The sequence below is a fragment of the Mesorhizobium sp. M0244 genome, assembly GCF_040321795.1.
Lineage (GTDB): Bacteria > Pseudomonadota > Alphaproteobacteria > Rhizobiales > Rhizobiaceae > Mesorhizobium.
Genome location: NZ_JAMYSE010000072.1, coordinates 15,633 through 32,180, shown reverse-complemented (window position 1 = coordinate 32,180; position 16,548 = coordinate 15,633). Strand labels below are relative to the sequence as shown.

The 16,548-nt window shown below is 63.6% G+C and carries 12 protein-coding genes, 2 pseudogenes and 1 riboswitch; of the genes and pseudogenes, 10 read left to right on the top strand and 4 right to left on the bottom strand.

Annotated features, from left to right (window positions below; genetic code table 11):
* The 5 genes and pseudogenes from NKJ08_RS29130 to NKJ08_RS29110 all read left to right on the top strand — a co-directional run.
* Nucleotides 1-126, top strand: a pseudogene (locus NKJ08_RS29130) (S-(hydroxymethyl)glutathione synthase); the annotation flags it as partial.
* A 66-nt stretch (nucleotides 127-192) separates the two neighbouring features.
* Nucleotides 193-660 carry a YaiI/YqxD family protein gene (locus tag NKJ08_RS29125; protein WP_352784593.1) on the top strand — a complete coding sequence of 156 codons (468 nt, stop codon included), beginning with the start codon at nucleotides 193-195 and terminating at the stop codon, nucleotides 658-660.
* 4 nt (nucleotides 661-664) lie between these two features.
* On the top strand, nucleotides 665-1,339 hold the full coding sequence (locus NKJ08_RS29120; protein ID WP_352784591.1) for a DUF1345 domain-containing protein: 675 nt from the start codon (nucleotides 665-667) through the stop codon (nucleotides 1,337-1,339).
* A gap of 104 nt (nucleotides 1,340-1,443) precedes the next feature.
* Nucleotides 1,444-2,322, top strand: coding sequence for a cytochrome b/b6 domain-containing protein (locus tag NKJ08_RS29115; protein WP_352530463.1), 879 nt, complete (start codon nucleotides 1,444-1,446; stop codon nucleotides 2,320-2,322).
* A 1-nt stretch (nucleotide 2,323) separates the two neighbouring features.
* Entirely contained in the window at nucleotides 2,324-3,115 is a 792-nt protein-coding gene (locus tag NKJ08_RS29110; RefSeq protein WP_352530461.1) for a molybdopterin-binding protein, read from the top strand.
* A gap of 36 nt (nucleotides 3,116-3,151) precedes the next feature.
* On the opposite strand, the gene NKJ08_RS29105 is transcribed toward NKJ08_RS29110, so the two are convergent.
* Nucleotides 3,152-4,150: a hypothetical protein gene (locus NKJ08_RS29105; RefSeq protein ID WP_352530459.1), complete on the bottom strand. Its 999-nt coding sequence runs from the start codon at nucleotides 4,148-4,150 to the stop codon at nucleotides 3,152-3,154.
* Between the two features lie 205 nt (nucleotides 4,151-4,355).
* Nucleotides 4,356-4,442, top strand: a riboswitch (glycine riboswitch).
* Between the two features lie 148 nt (nucleotides 4,443-4,590).
* On the opposite strand from NKJ08_RS29105, the gene gcvT reads away from it, so the two are divergent.
* Genes gcvT through gcvP form a run of 3 tightly spaced genes read left to right on the top strand, consistent with a single transcriptional unit; the run spans nucleotide 4,591 to nucleotide 8,892 of the window.
* Nucleotides 4,591-5,685: a glycine cleavage system aminomethyltransferase GcvT gene (gene gcvT, locus NKJ08_RS29100; RefSeq protein ID WP_352530457.1), complete on the top strand. Its 1,095-nt coding sequence runs from the start codon at nucleotides 4,591-4,593 to the stop codon at nucleotides 5,683-5,685.
* Between the two features lie 5 nt (nucleotides 5,686-5,690).
* Nucleotides 5,691-6,059, top strand: coding sequence for a glycine cleavage system protein GcvH (gene gcvH / locus NKJ08_RS29095; RefSeq protein WP_352530455.1), 369 nt, complete (start codon nucleotides 5,691-5,693; stop codon nucleotides 6,057-6,059).
* A gap of 22 nt (nucleotides 6,060-6,081) precedes the next feature.
* Entirely contained in the window at nucleotides 6,082-8,892 is a 2,811-nt protein-coding gene (gene gcvP / locus NKJ08_RS29090) for an aminomethyl-transferring glycine dehydrogenase (RefSeq protein WP_352530453.1), read from the top strand.
* Nucleotides 8,893-8,895: 3 nt separating this feature from the next.
* Here gcvP and NKJ08_RS29085 read toward each other — a convergent pair whose 3' ends face one another.
* Complete coding sequence (locus NKJ08_RS29085) at nucleotides 8,896-10,065, bottom strand: GGDEF domain-containing protein (RefSeq protein WP_352530451.1); 1,170 nt, start codon at nucleotides 10,063-10,065, stop codon at nucleotides 8,896-8,898.
* Between the two features lie 272 nt (nucleotides 10,066-10,337).
* Here NKJ08_RS29085 and parE point away from each other — a divergent pair, with 272 nt between their 5' ends.
* Entirely contained in the window at nucleotides 10,338-12,389 is a 2,052-nt protein-coding gene (parE, locus tag NKJ08_RS29080; protein ID WP_352530449.1) for a DNA topoisomerase IV subunit B, read from the top strand.
* A gap of 42 nt (nucleotides 12,390-12,431) precedes the next feature.
* Nucleotides 12,432-14,505, top strand: a pseudogene (locus NKJ08_RS29075) (FUSC family protein).
* Nucleotides 14,506-14,982: 477 nt separating this feature from the next.
* Here NKJ08_RS29075 and NKJ08_RS29070 read toward each other — a convergent pair.
* Nucleotides 14,983-15,321 carry a nucleotidyltransferase domain-containing protein gene (locus tag NKJ08_RS29070; RefSeq protein WP_352530471.1) on the bottom strand — a complete coding sequence of 113 codons (339 nt, stop codon included), beginning with the start codon at nucleotides 15,319-15,321 and terminating at the stop codon, nucleotides 14,983-14,985.
* Between the two features lie 78 nt (nucleotides 15,322-15,399).
* Nucleotides 15,400-16,521: a DUF2336 domain-containing protein gene (locus tag NKJ08_RS29065; protein ID WP_352530445.1), complete on the bottom strand. Its 1,122-nt coding sequence runs from the start codon at nucleotides 16,519-16,521 to the stop codon at nucleotides 15,400-15,402.
* Between the last annotated feature and the right edge of the window lie 27 nt (nucleotides 16,522-16,548).

Sequence of the window (16,548 nt, the reverse complement as noted above, 5' to 3'; positions counted from 1 at the left end):
CGCATGGACGGCATCCGTTCGCAGCTGAAGTCGATCGGCCTCGAACCCTATGACTGCCTCAATCCCGGCCTGATGGACTACATCGCCACCTGGACGGCGAAGAAGTCCGGCGCGTTGCCGGCCTAGTAGCCGCTCGAATATCATCGATTGAGCCGGGCGACGTCGCCCGGCTCTTTCACATTTGGAGAAACGATGCCCGCACCCGCTATTCTCGTCGATGCCGATGCCTGTCCGGTGAAGACCGAGGTCGAAAAGGTTGCCGAGCGGCACGGCATCGTCATCACCTTCGTCTCCAATGGCGGCTTGCGTCCGTCGCGCGATCCGATGATCCGCAATGTCGTCGTCTCCAAGGGCGCCGCCGCCGCCGACGACTGGATCGTCGACAATGCCCGGCCCAACGACATCGTGGTGACCGCCGATATCCCGCTTGCCGCCCGCGCGGTGGCGCTTGGCGCCCATGTGCTCGGCCCGACGGGACGCCCGTTTACGCCGGAAACGATCGGCATGGCGGTGGCGATGCGCGATCTCAAGCAGCATCTGCGCGAGACCGGCGAAAGCAAGGGCTACAATTCGAGTTTCGCGCCGCAGGATCGCTCGCGGTTTCTTAGCGAGCTCGACCGCATCTTGCGGCGGGCGCTGAAATCCGCCACAGCGGACTAAAACCATGACGACCGGTACGCCGAACAGGATACCAATGCAGCGGCACATGCACTTCGCCGTGTCGGCCTGCATCGGCGTGGCAGCCTTTGGCGCGGCGCTGATCTGGCGCGCGCCGCTTGCCTACTCGATCGGCGCGAATGTGTTTGCCGCCTATATCATTCTTGTCGTCACCCACATGCCACGGCTCACCGGCAGCTATCTGCGCAAGAATGCGCGCGACACGGACCTGCCCGTGCTGGCCATCTTCGCCGTGACCTTGGTCGTCGTCGGTATTGCCATCATCTCCTTGTTTCAATTGATCAATAGGGAGAAAAGCGCGGATTCCGTCGAACTTACGGTCGCGCTGCTGTCAATCCCGCTGGGCTGGTTTACTATCCATGCCATGGCGGCACTTCATTACGCGCATCTCTACTGGATGGATGGCGATGCGATAGACACCGAAACCAAAAAGAAGACACCGGTCGGCGGCCTCGACTTCCCGGGCGGCAAACGGCCGGAAGGCTCGGATTTCCTCTATTTTGCGACAGTGATCGGCATGACGGCGCAAACCGCCGACACCAACATCACGACCTCGCAAATGCGCCGTGTCGTGCTTGTGCATTCGATCCTGTCGTTCTTCTTCAACACGGTCATCGTTGCGGCCGCGGTCAACCTCGCCGTCAGCCTCGGCAGTCCGTAATAAATCCGTGATCGGGTGAAACATCGCTTTGGCCGGGGACGTATTGGGAGGAGAAGAGATCTGACAGCCCGTGGCGAACCGCGCCGCCGGAAGGAACAAAACAGATGGAATCGCTTGCCAGAAACCAAGCCGCCGGAGCAGATACCGCCGCGCCGAGCGATGCGACGCTGATCTATCGGCAGTCGCGCTGGACGCGGCTGACGCACTGGCTGTGGGCGATCGCGCTGTTTTTCATGCTGCTTTCCGGCCTGCAGATCTTCAACGCCCGCCCACAGCTCTACATCGGCAAGGAGTCCGGCTTCGGATACAACAACACCATCTTCGCCATTGGCGCCGAGAATACGGCGACTGGCCCGCGCGGCTACACCGAGATCTTCGGCAAGCGCTTCGATACAACCGGCGTGCTCGGCTGGTCGGGTCTGGCCGGCCAAGAGACGTCCCGCGCCTTCCCGTCCTGGGCGACGATCCCTTCCTATTACGACCTCGGCACCGCGCGCGTCGTTCATTTCTTCTTTGCCTGGGTGCTGACCACCACGCTGCTGGTCTGGCTGGTCGCCAGCCTGATCAACGGCCATTTGCGCCGCGATCTTGCGCCGCGCCTCGATGATATCAGGCGCTTGCCGCGAGACATCGTCGAGCACGCCAAGCTCAGGTTCCACCACACGCGCGAATACAACACGCTGCAGAAAATGGCCTATGGCGGGGTGCTGTTCGTGCTGCTGCCGCTGATGATCATCACCGGCCTGGCGATGTCGCCCAGCATGAACTCGGTGCTGCCGTTCCTGAACGACCTGCTCGGCGGCCGGCAGACGGCGCGCACCATTCATTTCGTGGTGATGCTGCTGCTCGTCGCCTTCTTCGTCATCCATATCCTGATGATCCTGGCCGCCGGCCCGCTCAACGAGCTGCGTTCGATCGTCACTGGCTGGTACCGCACCGATCCGCCGGCGCCTGGCGACAAAGCGCCAGAAAGGAGTGCCTGACATGGCTAAATTTGAGATCAGCCGCAGAAAATTCCTGAGCTCGGCCAGCCTCGGCCTTTCCGGCATCATGCTGTCGGGCTGCGACGCCTTCGACAGCCAGCTTGGCGTCGGTGACGGCCTGCGCAGCTTTCTCGAAAGCGCCAACGGCCTGACCTGGCGGGCGCAGCGGCTGCTTGCCGGCCGTGACGCGCTGGCGCCGGAATTCACCGAGGCCGACATTCGCCAGCCGCAGCGGCCGAACGGCATTACCGCGCCTGACGACGATTACTATAAGGGCCTGCTCGCCAACAATTTCGCCGACTGGCGGCTCGAGGTTTCCGGCCTCGTCGAAAAGCCGCTGTCGCTGAGCCGCGAGCAGCTGACGAACATGCCGAGCCGCACGCAGATCACCCGCCACGATTGCGTCGAAGGCTGGAGCTGCATTGCCAAATGGACCGGCACGCCGCTGTCGTTGGTGCTCGATCTGGCGGTGGTCAAGCCGCAGGCACGCTACCTCATGTTCCACTGCCTCGACACGATCGATCGCAGCCTCGCCGGGGATATCAAATATTACGGCTCGATCGACCTGATCGATGCCCGTCATCCGCAGACAATCCTTGCCTATGGGCTCAACGGCAAGCCGTTGCCGGTCGAGAACGGCGCACCGCTGCGCGTCCGCGTCGAGCGCCAGCTCGGCTATAAGATGCCGAAATACCTATACAAGATCGAGCTCGTCGACGGCTTCGCCAATCTCGGCGGCGGCAGAGGCGGCTATTGGGAGGACAATGGCTACGACTGGTACGGCGGCATCTGATGCGGCCGTTGCGCTCAATGGCTTAGTGCCTTTTTCTCAGGCCACCTTGTCGATCAGCGGCTTCAGCGCCGGATGGATTTCCGGCGAGGCGTGCTTGATCATCGTCAGCAACGCACGCTCGTTCTCCTGCAACGGCCGGTCGCCTATGTGTTCAGCTAGCCATTTCGCCTCGCCGGCATCGACCGTCTCGGCGCGACGGGCCAGTGCCTCGGCTGCCTTGTTCTTCGCTTCCCACTCGGCCTCGACGTCGCCCGGCGAGTGATAGACTTCCATGATGCCGGACAGGCCGCCCGACACCATGCGGCTGAAGAAACCGCCGATCTCCGGATCGGAGTGCTCAAAGAAGGAATCCCGGCGCAGCGCCACGTCGCGCACCGGCGCTTCGTAGCCGGCCGAACACATGACGAAATTGGCGATCGCCTTGACGAACAGATCGTTCCACGCCGGATCGTTGTCGGCCGCCTTTGTCCGCTCGTTGATCTTGAACAGCACCTCGGCCTCGGCGCGGCTGATGGCGATGTTGCCATCGCCGCCATAGGCGTAAAGGATGCGGCGCAACAGCTCGACCTCAGCCTTGGCAATCGACCCAGGGATAAGTCTGCCGCCGGTCATGAGCGGCCCCTTGCCGTCCACGACCGCATGAGCGACCTGCTCCAGCGCATAGCTGGAAAGCGTGCTCGGCGATGATTTGGCAACTTCCAGCACATGCACCAGCAGCTCGAGCTCGGTCCGGCTGTCGACCATGCCGTCGCGCGAAATCGTCCGGACCAGCCAGTCGGCATTCTCCTGCGAGACATAGCCCGCCGGCTTTTCCTGGTGGACGATGAAGTCGGTGACGGCCTCGACGAAAAACTCAGGCCATTCCGCGCATTTGTCCCTCGCCGTCGCGTCGAGCGCAAACAGCGCCTCGGCCTCGCCGCGCGTTACCACGCCGTCGCCGAACACTTCGCGGCGCAGCATGATCACGTCTTCGGCCGTGATCCGATTTTTCGAGGTCAGCCCGGCCACCGGCGCGCTCATGATCAGTTCGCCCATTTTTGTTCCCCGCCCGCGCCCGGCAATTGCCGGTCCTCATCCGGTATATCTGCAAGGTCTTGAGAAACCGGCAAGCGGCGTGGTTAGCGAAGGCTTGCCTATAAGAAGGCCCGCAAAGAGGGCTTGTTAGTAAAATGTCGCCGGCAGGTGACAAGGTGTCGTCCACAGGCTATGGATGGCGCGTCGAGGGCTCTTAACCGAGTCCTACCTGTTTGCGGGAGAGAGCAGCGAGAGCTGCCGCCGAAGGGGAAATCGCCCGAAATCTCTCAGGCAAAAGAACCGTAGACGGGAAAGACACTCTGGAAAGTCGGGGCTTGCCCCCGCGCCGAAGGTGTAAGCGCTGCCGACAGAGTTACGGGGCGCGAGTCTCTCAGGCTTCAGACAGAGGGGCACGGACTGGTCGCCATTTGCGGCCGCTTGCGTGCGACTCTGGAGATGACATGACGGGCGACACCAAACACCTTCCCCTCGAAGATCTGCACATGGCAGCCGGTGCGCGTTTCGGCGCCTTCGCCGGCTGGTCGATGCCGCTGACTTATCCGGCCGGCGTGATGAAAGAGCACCTTCACAGCCGCGAGCATGCCGGTCTGTTCGACATCTCGCACATGAAGCTGTTCGAAATCAGCGGTCCGGGCGCCGCAGCACTTCTGAACCGCGCCTGCCCGTTCGATGCCGGCGCGCTTGAGATTTCCCAATCCAAATACACGTTCTTCCTCAACGAGGCCGCCGGAATACTCGACGATCTGATCGTCACCAGGCTCGACGCCGAGCGCTTCATGATGGTCGCCAATGCCGGCAACGCCGCCGCCGACGAAAAGCATCTGCGCGCGCTGGCCGGGGGCGATGTGAAAGTGGACGCGCTCGATCGCGTCTTCCTGGCCATCCAGGGCCCTGCGGCGTGGGCCGCCCTTTCGCGCGCCGGCATCGAGACCGGGTCGCTGGTGTTCATGCACGGCATCGAGCCGCGCGAAAAATGGTTCATGAGCCGGTCTGGCTACACCGGCGAAGACGGTTTCGAGATCGGTCTGCCCGAGGCGGACGCAAGAACTCTCGTCGCCAGGCTGCTCGAGGACGAACGTGTGATGTGGATCGGCCTTGCCGCCCGCGACAGTTTGCGGCTCGAAGCAGGGCTGTGCCTGCACGGTCTGGACATCACGCCGGAGATCGATCCGGCCAGTGCCGGGCTGATGTGGGCCATCCCCAAGGAGGTTCGCGCCTCTGGGGCCTTCATCGGCGGCGATGCATTGCGCGCCATCCTGGAGCGCGGCCCGGCGCAAAAACGCGTCGGTTTGAAGCCGGACGGCCGCCAGCCGGTGCGCGCCGGTGCTGCCCTTTTCGATGCCGACGGCAATCCTGCCGGCCATGTCACCTCAGGCGGCTTCGGCCCCTCGGCCGGTCATCCGGTCGCCATGGGCTACGTCCAGACGCCGCTTGCCAAATCCGGCGCAAAACTGTTCGCCGATGTCCGCGGGACGAAAATCCCGGTCGACATCCACCCCTTGCCCTTCACGCCCCATCGCTACCGCAAAGGATGAACTTCATGGCAAAGACCTATTTCACCGAAGATCACGAATGGCTTCGCGTCGAGGGCGGCATCGCCACCGTCGGCATCACCGACTACGCACAGCAGCAGCTCGGCGATCTCGTCTTCGTCGAACTGCCGGAATTGGGCAGAAAACTGGCCAAGGGCGACACCGCAGTGGTGGTCGAATCGGTCAAGGCGGCATCGGACGTCTATGCGCCGGTCGACGGCGAGATCACCGAGGCCAATACCTCGCTGTCATCGGATCCTTCGCTCGTCAATTCGGCGGCGACCGGCGACGGCTGGTTGTGGAAGATGAAGCTGGCCAATGAGAGCCAACTCGAAGGCCTGCTCGATGAGGCGGCCTACCAGGCGCATATCGGCTGATGACACGACCAGGACATTGAACATGACCGCAGCACCCTACCCCTTCTCGGCTCGCCATATCGGCCCAGGCCTCAATGACGTCAGAGCCATGCTGGCCACGATCGGCGTTCCCTCAGTCGAGACGCTGATCAGCCAGGCAGTGCCGAAGTCGATCCGGCTCGACCGTCCATTGGCCCTGCCCGCCCCCGCAAGCGAAGCGGAAGCGCTGGCGGAGCTCGCGGCGACGATGGCGAAAAACACCATGCTGAAGAGCTTCATCGGTACCGGCTATCATGGCGTCCACGTGCCGCCGGTAATCCAGCGCAATCTGTTCGAGAACCCGGCCTGGTATACCGCCTACACGCCCTACCAGGCCGAGATCAGCCAGGGCCGGCTGGAAATGCTGTTCAACTTCCAGACGCTGGTCGCCGAACTGACCGGCCTGCCGGTGGCGTCGGCCTCGCTGCTCGACGAGGCGACGGCGGTGGCCGAAGCGGTCGGCATCGCGCTGCGCCATCATCGCGACAAGCGGACCAAGGTGGCGCTCGCCGGCACGCCGCATCCGCAGACGCTCGACGTGGTGCGCACCCGCGCCGAGCCGCTGGGCATCGAGGTAGACGGCGAGGTGATCGACGACAACACCGCCGCCCTGTTGGTCTCCTGGCCGGACACGTTCGGCGTCTATGGCAATCACAAGGCAGCGATCGAAAAGGCCCGCGCTGCCGGCGCGCTGGTCGTCTTCATTGCCGACCCGTTGGGCCTGACGCTGACCGATGCGCCGGCCAAGCTTGGCGCCGACATCGCCGTCGGCCCGATGCAGCGTTTTGGCGTGCCGATGGGCTTTGGCGGGCCGCATGCCGCCTATTGCGCCGTCTCCGACAGGCTGACGCGGCTGATGCCCGGCCGGCTCGTCGGCCAGTCGACGGACAGCAAGGGCCGTCCCGGATATCGCCTCGCTTTGCAGACACGCGAGCAGCATATCCGCCGCGACAAGGCGACCTCCAACATCTGCACCGCACAGGCGCTGCTCGCCAACATGGCGACGGCCTATGCGATATGGCATGGCCCAGCCGGGCTTCAGGCGATTGCCGGCCGCGTCCACGCACTGGCCGACCGCCTTGCCGCCGGCCTTAAGGCAGCAGGCGTTTCGATACTTGGCGAAAGCCGTTTCGACACGGTGACAGTGGAAGTAAAGGGCAAAGCCGGCGCGCTCGCCGACGCTGCTGAAAAGACCGGCCGGTTGCTGCGCCTCATCGACGCCGACCATATCGGTATCAGCTTCGACGAGACCTCCACCGAGGCCGATCTGGAGGCGATTGCCACGCTGTTCAGCGCCAAGGCCGACGTTGCCGCCGGCAATTCCATGCCAGGAAAACCGCGCGGCAACGAGTTCCTCACCCAGCCCGTCTTCCACGACAACCGTTCGGAAACCGAAATGATGCGCTTCCTGCGCCGGCTGGCCGACAAGGACCTGGCGCTTGACCGCGCCATGATCCCGCTCGGCTCCTGCACCATGAAGCTCAACGCCGCCGCCGAGATGATGCCGGTAAGCTGGCCTGATGTCGCCAATTTGCATCCCTTCGCGCCGGCAAGCCACTCGGCCGGCTACCGCGCCATGATTGACGAGCTGGAAGGCTGGCTGGCGGAGATCACTGGTTTTGATGCCGTGACCTTGCAGCCCAATGCCGGCAGTCAGGGCGAATATGCCGGGCTGCTCGCCATTCGCGGCTACCACCGCTCACGCGGCGAAGGCCACCGCACGGTCTGTCTGATCCCGTCATCCGCGCATGGCACCAATCCGGCGAGTGCGGCGATGGCCGGCATGAGCGTCGTCGTCGTGCGCTGCACCGAAGACGGCAACATCGACGTCGACGATCTGAAGGCCAAGGCGGCCGAGCATGCGCAAGACCTCGCGGCGCTGATGTTTACCTATCCCTCGACGCATGGCGTCTTCGAGGAAGGCGCGCGCGACCTCTGCGCCCTTATCCATGAGCATGGCGGCCAGGTCTATTTCGACGGCGCCAATCTCAACGCGCTGGTCGGCCTCGCTCGGCCGGGTGACATCGGCGCCGATGTCTGCCACATGAACCTGCACAAGACCTTCTGCATCCCGCATGGCGGCGGTGGTCCCGGCGTCGGCCCGATCGGCGTCAAGGCGCATCTGAAGCCGTATCTGCCCGGCCACGTCACCGAAGGCTCGGGCCATGCCGTGTCGGCTGCACCGTTCGGCAGCGCGTCGATCCTGCCGATCACCTGGATGTATATCCGTATGATGGGCGCTTCCGGCCTGAAGCAGGCGACCGAGACGGCGATCATTTCCGCTAACTATGTGGCGACGCGGCTCGAAGCGCATTTCCCGGTGCTCTACAAAGGCAGGCACGGACGCGTTGCGCATGAATGCATCCTCGACACCCGCGTGCTCAAGGACAGTGCCGGCATCAGCGTCGACGACGTCGCCAAGCGGTTGATCGACTATGGTTTCCATGCGCCGACCATGTCGTTTCCGGTGGCCGGCACGCTGATGGTCGAGCCGACCGAGTCCGAGCCCAAGAGCGAGCTCGATCGCTTCTGCGATGCGATGATCGCGATATCGGGCGAGGCGGCCAAGGTGGCGAAAGGCGAATGGCCCCTGGCCGACAATCCGCTGGTCAATGCGCCGCATACCGCCGCCGAGGCGCTGGCCGGCCAGTGGACCCATCCCTATTCGCGCCTGGAGGCGGCCTACCCCGCCGGTGATGCCGATACTGCGGCAAAATACTGGCCGCCGGTCTCACGCATCGACAACGTCGCCGGCGACCGCAACCTGGTCTGCTCCTGCCCGCCGCTGTCGGAATATCTGGGTGCTGCGGAGTAGCAATCAGGCAGAACGCAAGGCCGGCCCCTCGGCCTTGCTCGCCTTGTCCTGGGCGACGACGCGATTTCGCCCGGCGCGCTTTGCCGCATAGAGTGCGGCGTCGGCTTCGGCCAACACATCGTCGAGACCGGTGCCGCTCGTCGCACCAAAGCCGATGCCGCCACTGACTGTGCTTCGCAACGGACCAAGCTGGGTGGCCACGACTTCCGTGCCGAAGGCGACGCTGATCTTGCTCGCTATGTCATAGGCCTTCTCTTCCGTCATCCGCGACATGACGAGCACGAATTCCTCGCCGCCCAGCCGGAAGGCGTCGACTCCGGTCCTGGCGTATTTCCTGATGACGGCGGCAAAGCGGCGCAGAACCTGGTCGCCGACCGGGTGACCGAATACGTCGTTCGTCCTCTTGAAATGGTCGAGATCGAACATGGCGACGGACATGAACGGACCGAAAGCCCGGTCACCGTAGAGTGCCGTCAACGCCCGCCGGTTCATCAGCCCGGTCAATGGATCGGTCATCGTCTCGGCCTTCAATTCGATCTGCGCCTGCAAATGGTGCAGGGAGAGCGTCAATGCACCAAACCCCGTCATGCAGGCGACGGCTACGACGGAATTCACCCGCTCGGCCCAATTGTCGGGCGCAACGCCGAGCACCCATTGGCCCTTGATTAGCAGAACCGCGCCGCAAAGTCCGAAGGACAGCGCACAGACGCCGCTCAGGAACGAGACGACCAGCAATATCCGACGATCGTGGCCACCCTTGATCCAGAACATCACCCCAATGAGCGAGAGCAGCGCCGTTACCGTCGCGTAGGTGACAATGAAGCCGATACCATCAAACCCGAGATACGTCGCGCCCGCGCAAACAGCCATCGCAATCAAGGTCGGCAGAACCGCGCGCCTGTAGTCGCGTATGCTGAGATATTGCATGGCCGACAGGCAGATAATCAGGAAGCCCAGGCTGAGAAGCGCAAGCACGATCTGGCAAAGCCAGGGGCTAGGATCCCTTGCGTAATGCCAAAACAAGACCACATGTGCGACGAGCATGAGAATGCCACACGCCACCGTCAGCACAAACCGTGCCTGTGGCGCGGTGAACCAGATCGCAAACATGGTGATGCTGAGACACGTGCCCGACAGCGCCGCCGCGAGCAGGAGCGAACTGTAATCCAACATGCTTAGGCGACAGCCTCTCGAGGGTTCCGCTGCATTCTAGGTCAGCGACACTCCGCGGATATCGTTTTTCAGCCAACCTTGCGGCGTAACCTTCGGACAGGGTTTACAAAACGTCGATGCTCCAAGCCTCGACCCCATTTCCGCCGCTTGGTTGTCGAATGGTTTTGCAGTAAGAGGCTCTATCCTCGAACGTAACAGGAACCTCCGTCGCCTGCCCGCGAAAAGCGTGGCAGTATCGGGGGTGATTCGCAGCATCGGAATCCAGGACCAGCATGGACGACAGCAACGATCTTTTCGGCAATCCGGAAAAGCCGCCGCAGCCAGCTCGCGCTACCGCGCGCCCGGCCGACCCGCTGGTGCAGGCGACGAAGCGCCCGCCAGCCCGCGATGCCAGCGAGAGCTATAGTGCCGCCGATATCGAGGTGCTGGAAGGGCTTGAGCCAGTGCGGCGCCGCCCGGGGATGTACATTGGCGGCACCGACGACAAGGCGATGCACCATCTGTTCGCCGAAGTCATCGACAATTCGATGGACGAGGCGGTCGCCGGCCATGCGACGTTCATCGATGTCGAGCTGTCCGCAGACGGATACCTGACGGTCACCGACAATGGCCGCGGCATCCCGGTCGATCCGCACCCGAAATTCAAGAAGCCGGCGCTCGAACTCATCATGACGACGCTGCATTCGGGCGGCAAGTTCGACAGCAAGGTTTACGAGACGTCCGGCGGCCTGCACGGCGTCGGCGTATCTGTCGTCAACGCGCTGTCGGACCATCTCGAAGTCGAGGTCGCGCTGGGAAGGAAACTTTATCGGCAAAAATTCTCGCGCGGTATTCCGGTCACCGGCCTGGAGCAACTCGGCGAGGTGCACAACCGCCGCGGCACGAAGATCCGCTTCCATCCCGACGAACAGATTTTCGGCAAGGGCGCGGCGTTCGAGCCGGCGCGGCTCTACCGCATGGCGCGCTCAAAGGCCTATCTGTTCGGCGGTGTCGAAATCCGCTGGACCTGCGATCCATCGCTGATCAAGGAAAAGGACACCACGCCGGCCAAGGCCGAGTTCCATTTTCCGGGCGGCCTCAAAGACTATCTGAAAGCCTCGCTCGGCGACGAATTCCAGGTGACTCGTGAAATGTTCGCCGGCAAGAGCGAGAAGCAAGGCGGCCACGGTTCGCTCGAATGGGCGGTGACCTGGTTCGGCGGCGACGGTTTTATAAATTCCTATTGCAACACCATTCCGACCGCCGAAGGCGGCACGCACGAGGCCGGGTTTCGCAACGTGCTGACGCGCGGCTTGCGCGCCTATGCCGATCTGGTCGGCAACAAGCGCGCTTCGATCGTCACCTCCGAGGATGTGATGATCTCGGCGGCCGGCATGCTGTCGGTGTTCATCCGCGAGCCGGAGTTCGTCGGCCAGACCAAGGACAGGCTGGCGACGATCGAGGCGATCCGTATTGTCGAAAGCGCCATCCGCGACCCGTTCGACCATTGGCTGGCCGACAATCCCCAGGAAGCCTCCAAGCTGCTCGAATGGGTGATCGCGCGCGCCGACGAGCGGGTGCGCCGCCGCCAGGAAAAGGAAGTTTCGCGCAAGAGCGCGGTGCGCAAATTGCGCCTGCCCGGCAAGCTCGCCGATTGCACGCAGAATGCCGCCGCCGGGGCCGAATTGTTCATCGTCGAAGGCGATTCGGCCGGTGGCTCGGCGAAGCAGGCGCGCGACCGCGCCAGCCAGGCGGTGCTGCCCCTGCGCGGCAAGATCCTCAACGTCGCCAGCGCCGGCAACGACAAGCTTGCCGGCAACCAGCAGATATCCGACCTGATCCAGGCCTTGGGCTGCGGCACGCGCTCGAGATACCGCGACGAGGACCTGCGTTACGACCGGGTCATCATCATGACCGACGCCGACGTCGATGGCGCCCATATCGCTTCGCTGCTGATCACCTTCTTCTACCAGGAGATGCCGAGCCTGGTCCGCGGCGGCCATCTCTATCTGGCGGTGCCGCCGCTCTACTCGATCCGGCAAGGCGGCAAGGTCGCCTACGCCCGCAACGATGCGCACAAGGACGAACTTCTGCGCACCGAATTCACCGGGCGCGGCAAGGTCGAAATCGGCCGCTTCAAGGGACTGGGCGAAATGATGGCCGCCCAGCTCAAGGAAACCACCATGGACCCGAGGAAGCGCACGCTGCTCCGGGTCGACGTCATCGACGCCGAGGCGGCGACCAAGGATGCGGTCGACGCGTTGATGGGGACCAAGCCCGACGCCCGTTTCCGCTTCATCCAGGAACGCGCGGAATTCGCCGAGACGGAAGTGCTGGATATCTGAGCCCCCGCCGCTAGCTTGCCCTTCTGAGCTGGAGACGAGCACGTGACCTGGGCGCGGCTGAAGGACGGTATCGGCACGCGGATCGCTGGCCTGACGCGGCCGACGCGCTCGGACTGGATCTTTGCCCTACGCACCGTTTCGGCCGGTCTCATCGCGCTTTTGGCCGCCTATGCGCTGAAGCTCGACCACCCGCAATGGGCGATGATGACGGTGTTCATCGTCGCCCAGCCGGTCGCCGGCATGGTGCTGGCGAAGGGGTTTTATCGTCTGCTCGGCACGCTTGCCGGCGCGCTGGCGGCGATCGGCATAACCACTGTTTTCGGTGCCAGTCCGTGGCTGCTGGTTACCGTTCTTGCTATCTGGATCGGCATCTGCACGCTGGTCACTACTGCGCAATCCGGAAGCCTATGGTGCCGCCCTTGCCGGCTACACCGCGATGATCATCGGTCTGCCGGCGTTCGGACAGCCGCACCTCGTTGTCGATCTCGCCCTGGCGCGCTGTGCGGAAATCGTTCTTGGCATCGTCTGCGCCGCCCTGACCAGCCGGCTGATCCTGCCGAAATTGGCCGCCGATGCCATCGTCTCGAGACTGAAGCGCAGCATTCTCGACCTGGCAGCCTACGCGGACGGTGCTTTTTCCGGCGGCGATGCGGAAAGGCTTGCCGGGCTGCACCGCAAGCTGATCGGCGACGTCCAGACGCTGGGCGAAATGCGCGCCTATGCAAGGCTGGAAGGGCCGAGCCTCGCCACCCGCGCCTATCCGGTCCGGCGTACCATCGGCCAGCTTCTGTCGGCCCTGTCGGCGGCGCGTGCGCTGCATGCCCATGCCGCGCCGAAGAATGCAGCCCTTATTCCGGTGCGCAGCGAACTGCGGGCTCTCGTCGGCGAACTGGCAGCCAAGCCGGGCGCGCTGGACGACACGGCGCCCTGGGTGGCGCGGCTCGACGCAATCGTCTACAAGGCGCGGCAGATGCCGGACATCGCGGCAGGGCAAGGCCCCGGGCATGACAATGACAGGGTTGGCACGGTCACACGCCTCACCATTGCCGCCGACTTCGCCGAAGCCATGCAGCAAGTGCTGCGCGGCCTGGACGCACTCCGCTCCCCCTCGCCCCGTGCCAGTCGCGAACGGCGGCAGCCGGCGCTGGTGGTGCACCGCGACTACCGTGCGGCATCGCGCAACGCCGTGCGTGCCGCAGTCGCCACGCTCCTGGTCGCCGCCTTCTGGCTGACGACGAAATGGTCGGATGCGGCGGGCACGGTCATTCTGGGTGCGGTCGGCTCCAGCCTGTTCGCCGCTCGTCCTGATCCGATCCGGTCGGCGTGGAGCTTCTTCGAGGGCACGTTGCTGGCCCTGCCCTTTGCGTTTCTCGTCGGCCAGCTGGCGCTTCCCGCTTTGCCCGGCTTCGGCTGGTTCATGGTCTTCGTCGTGCCGATCCTGGTGCCGGCTGCACTGGGGATGGCCAATCCGCGCTATATCGGTGTGGCGACGGCCTTCGCCATAAATTTCCTCGCCTTCCTTAGCCCGCATCAGGCGATGACCTACGATCCGTTGCCGTTCCTCGCCGGTTCGGCATCGATCCTGGTTGGTATTCTTCTGGCGATCGGCGTCTTCGCCGTCGTGCTGCCCGCCGACCCTTGGGTCACCATCAACCGCATCCTGCAAGCAATGCGCGAAGATCTTGCACGCCTTTGCCTGCATGACCGCCTGCCGCGGCGATCGGCTTTCGAAAGCCTTGCCTACGACCGGATCAACCAGTTGATGCCACTGCTGCAGAACGCCGGCAAGGAAGGCGACGCCGTTCTCGGCGGCGGCATTGCTGCCGTTACCGCCGGCCTCGAAATCCTGCGGCTGCGCAACGCGCAGCAAAGTTCCACGATCCCATCCGAAACAGCACTTTCCATGACCAATTTCCTGCGCGGGCTGGCGCGCGAACTGCTGTTCCGGCGGCCCGGCGAACCGCGGACTGCGACTGCCACCGTCGCCAGGCAATATGCAGCCGGTATCGCTGAACGAAGCGACGCCGCCGAAATGCTGCAGATCGCCGCCTCGCTGCGCATCATCGCCGCCGCGATCGAGGATTTTCCAGACTTTTTCGCGAAAGACCGGGTTTAGCTAGATCGCTGCCATATTGGCCTCGTTCTCTGCGCTACAGCTTTCGCATCGGCGCGACCACTCGGGCCGGCTTTGTTTCATCGCCAAGATCGACCCCGAAATGCTTCGCTACCCGTAAAATAAGGTCCGAGATGTTGTCGATGGCTTCCTGAAGTTTCGCGCGATCAGGTGCGCGAGGTATCTGGCCGGAAGGCAATGTATATCGAAAAGTGGTCGCGTAGGCTCCCAGCCATACGACTGAGTTCAATGCCGCCTTCTCAGCATGGTCGTCCGGGAATCACCTCACAACTTTATCGAGCTGATGTGCGTCGTGACGTTCGATATGAACAGCCTCCGAAGTCGCCAGCGCCCGGACAACCTGCTCGATCGCCCTGCTCACTCAGATAAGCCGCATTTCTGGACCCGGATTCAGCGAGAAGACGTGCATCCCTGATACATCCATTCGCCAATCGAAGCGCACTGGCGATGGTCCGGTGGTCAGATATCTAACCGGTGCCCTTTCCGAGCAACATCATAAGCAATCGTGTTTCGCGAACCCCAGCTTGCGGCCAATTCGCTCGCCGTAGTGGCAAGGATCGTGGCAGGAATTCCGACTTCATGCTGAACGGTCCAGCCGACGAGCGGATCAAGTAGTTCCGGCTGAGCGTCGTCAGGCAAAGCAACGAGAATATCCCAGTCGCTGTCAGGGCGATTGTCGCCTCGCGCTCGACTGCCGAACAGCCATATAGAATCAGGATTCAAGCGAACCCTGATCTCGTCAATCAACGGCTTGATTTCGGCCGGAACCGTGAGGCTTTTTGAAGCTAAATGGCGCATACTCAAACATAGGACCACTTTTTTGCGCCTACAACGGCAGGCAAGCCAACCGGCCAGTCCTAAAGCTTTAAGTTTGTGCTAGGCAGCAGCAATCGCCAGTGCGTGCCCGCGTGCGTTTTCGCGCAGCGCGTCGAGATGGATCGACTTGACCAGCCCGGCGAGATCGCCTTCGGCCGACTGCCCGCCCAATTCCTTCAGCATCAGCCAACTGACTTCCTGCACGCCGGCGAGGCGCTTGCCATTGGCGACCTCACGCCAGACCTTCAGCGCACGCAGGATGATGGCGTGGGTGGCGGCGGCAAGCCCGGCACTGCGGAACAGTGCCTGCAACGCCACGTCGTGGCCGCCGGCCAGCAGCGCCCTAACGCGTTGCTCGGATTGCTGGCTGAGCGCGACCAGTGCCGAGCCGAAGAAGTCGACCTTGCCATGCGCGATGGTGCGGATGATGAAGCTTGCGGTCAGGTCGCCGCGCAGGCGCAGATGCTCGACAAGCGCGGTATGTTCCTCTGCCCGCGTGCCTTCGATCAGTGTCACCGAAGCCTTGACGCAGGCATCGCGCGTGACGCGCTCGGCCCTGGCGGCGCCCATCAGCGCCAGCACCAGCGGCGACCCCTTGAGCGTCTCGCCGAGCTTGACCAGCAGCATATGCCGGCAGTCGGCGGGCAGACGCGCGTCGGCGATCAGCGCCTCGCGCACCAGAGGCAGATGGCCGTGCCGCTCGGCCATGCGGCGAAAGCTGACAGATGCAATGTCGGCGCCGCTGTTGGCGAGCAACGTGGCGCAGGCTTCGGGCTCGCCAATCTCGGCGATCGCTGCCGCTACCGACATCGAGACGCGCGGCCGGTCGGCGATCACCTTCTGCGTCGCCTTCTGGCCGCTGGCGACCCGGTCGATCAGGTCTGCATCGGTAAGCAGCGGCGAGCGTGCCAGTACCAAAGCGGCCACTTCAGGCTGGTCGGACGCCAGCGCGCTGACGATCTGCAGCGGCGCATGATGGCTCATGGAAAGCGCTTCGGCGATCGCCAGCCGCACCTTCGACGACGCATCGTCGAGCAGCAGCGTCAGCGCCGCCTCCGCCGCGCAGCGGTCCTCGAAAGGCAGGTCCGAGTCGACATAGGCGCGAGCCAGCGCGCTTGCCGCCGCAGCGCGCTCCGACACCTTCGCCGTGTGGATCCATTTCAGGAAATGCGAAACGACCATGTCGCCTGCTTACGCCCCTTGCCAGAA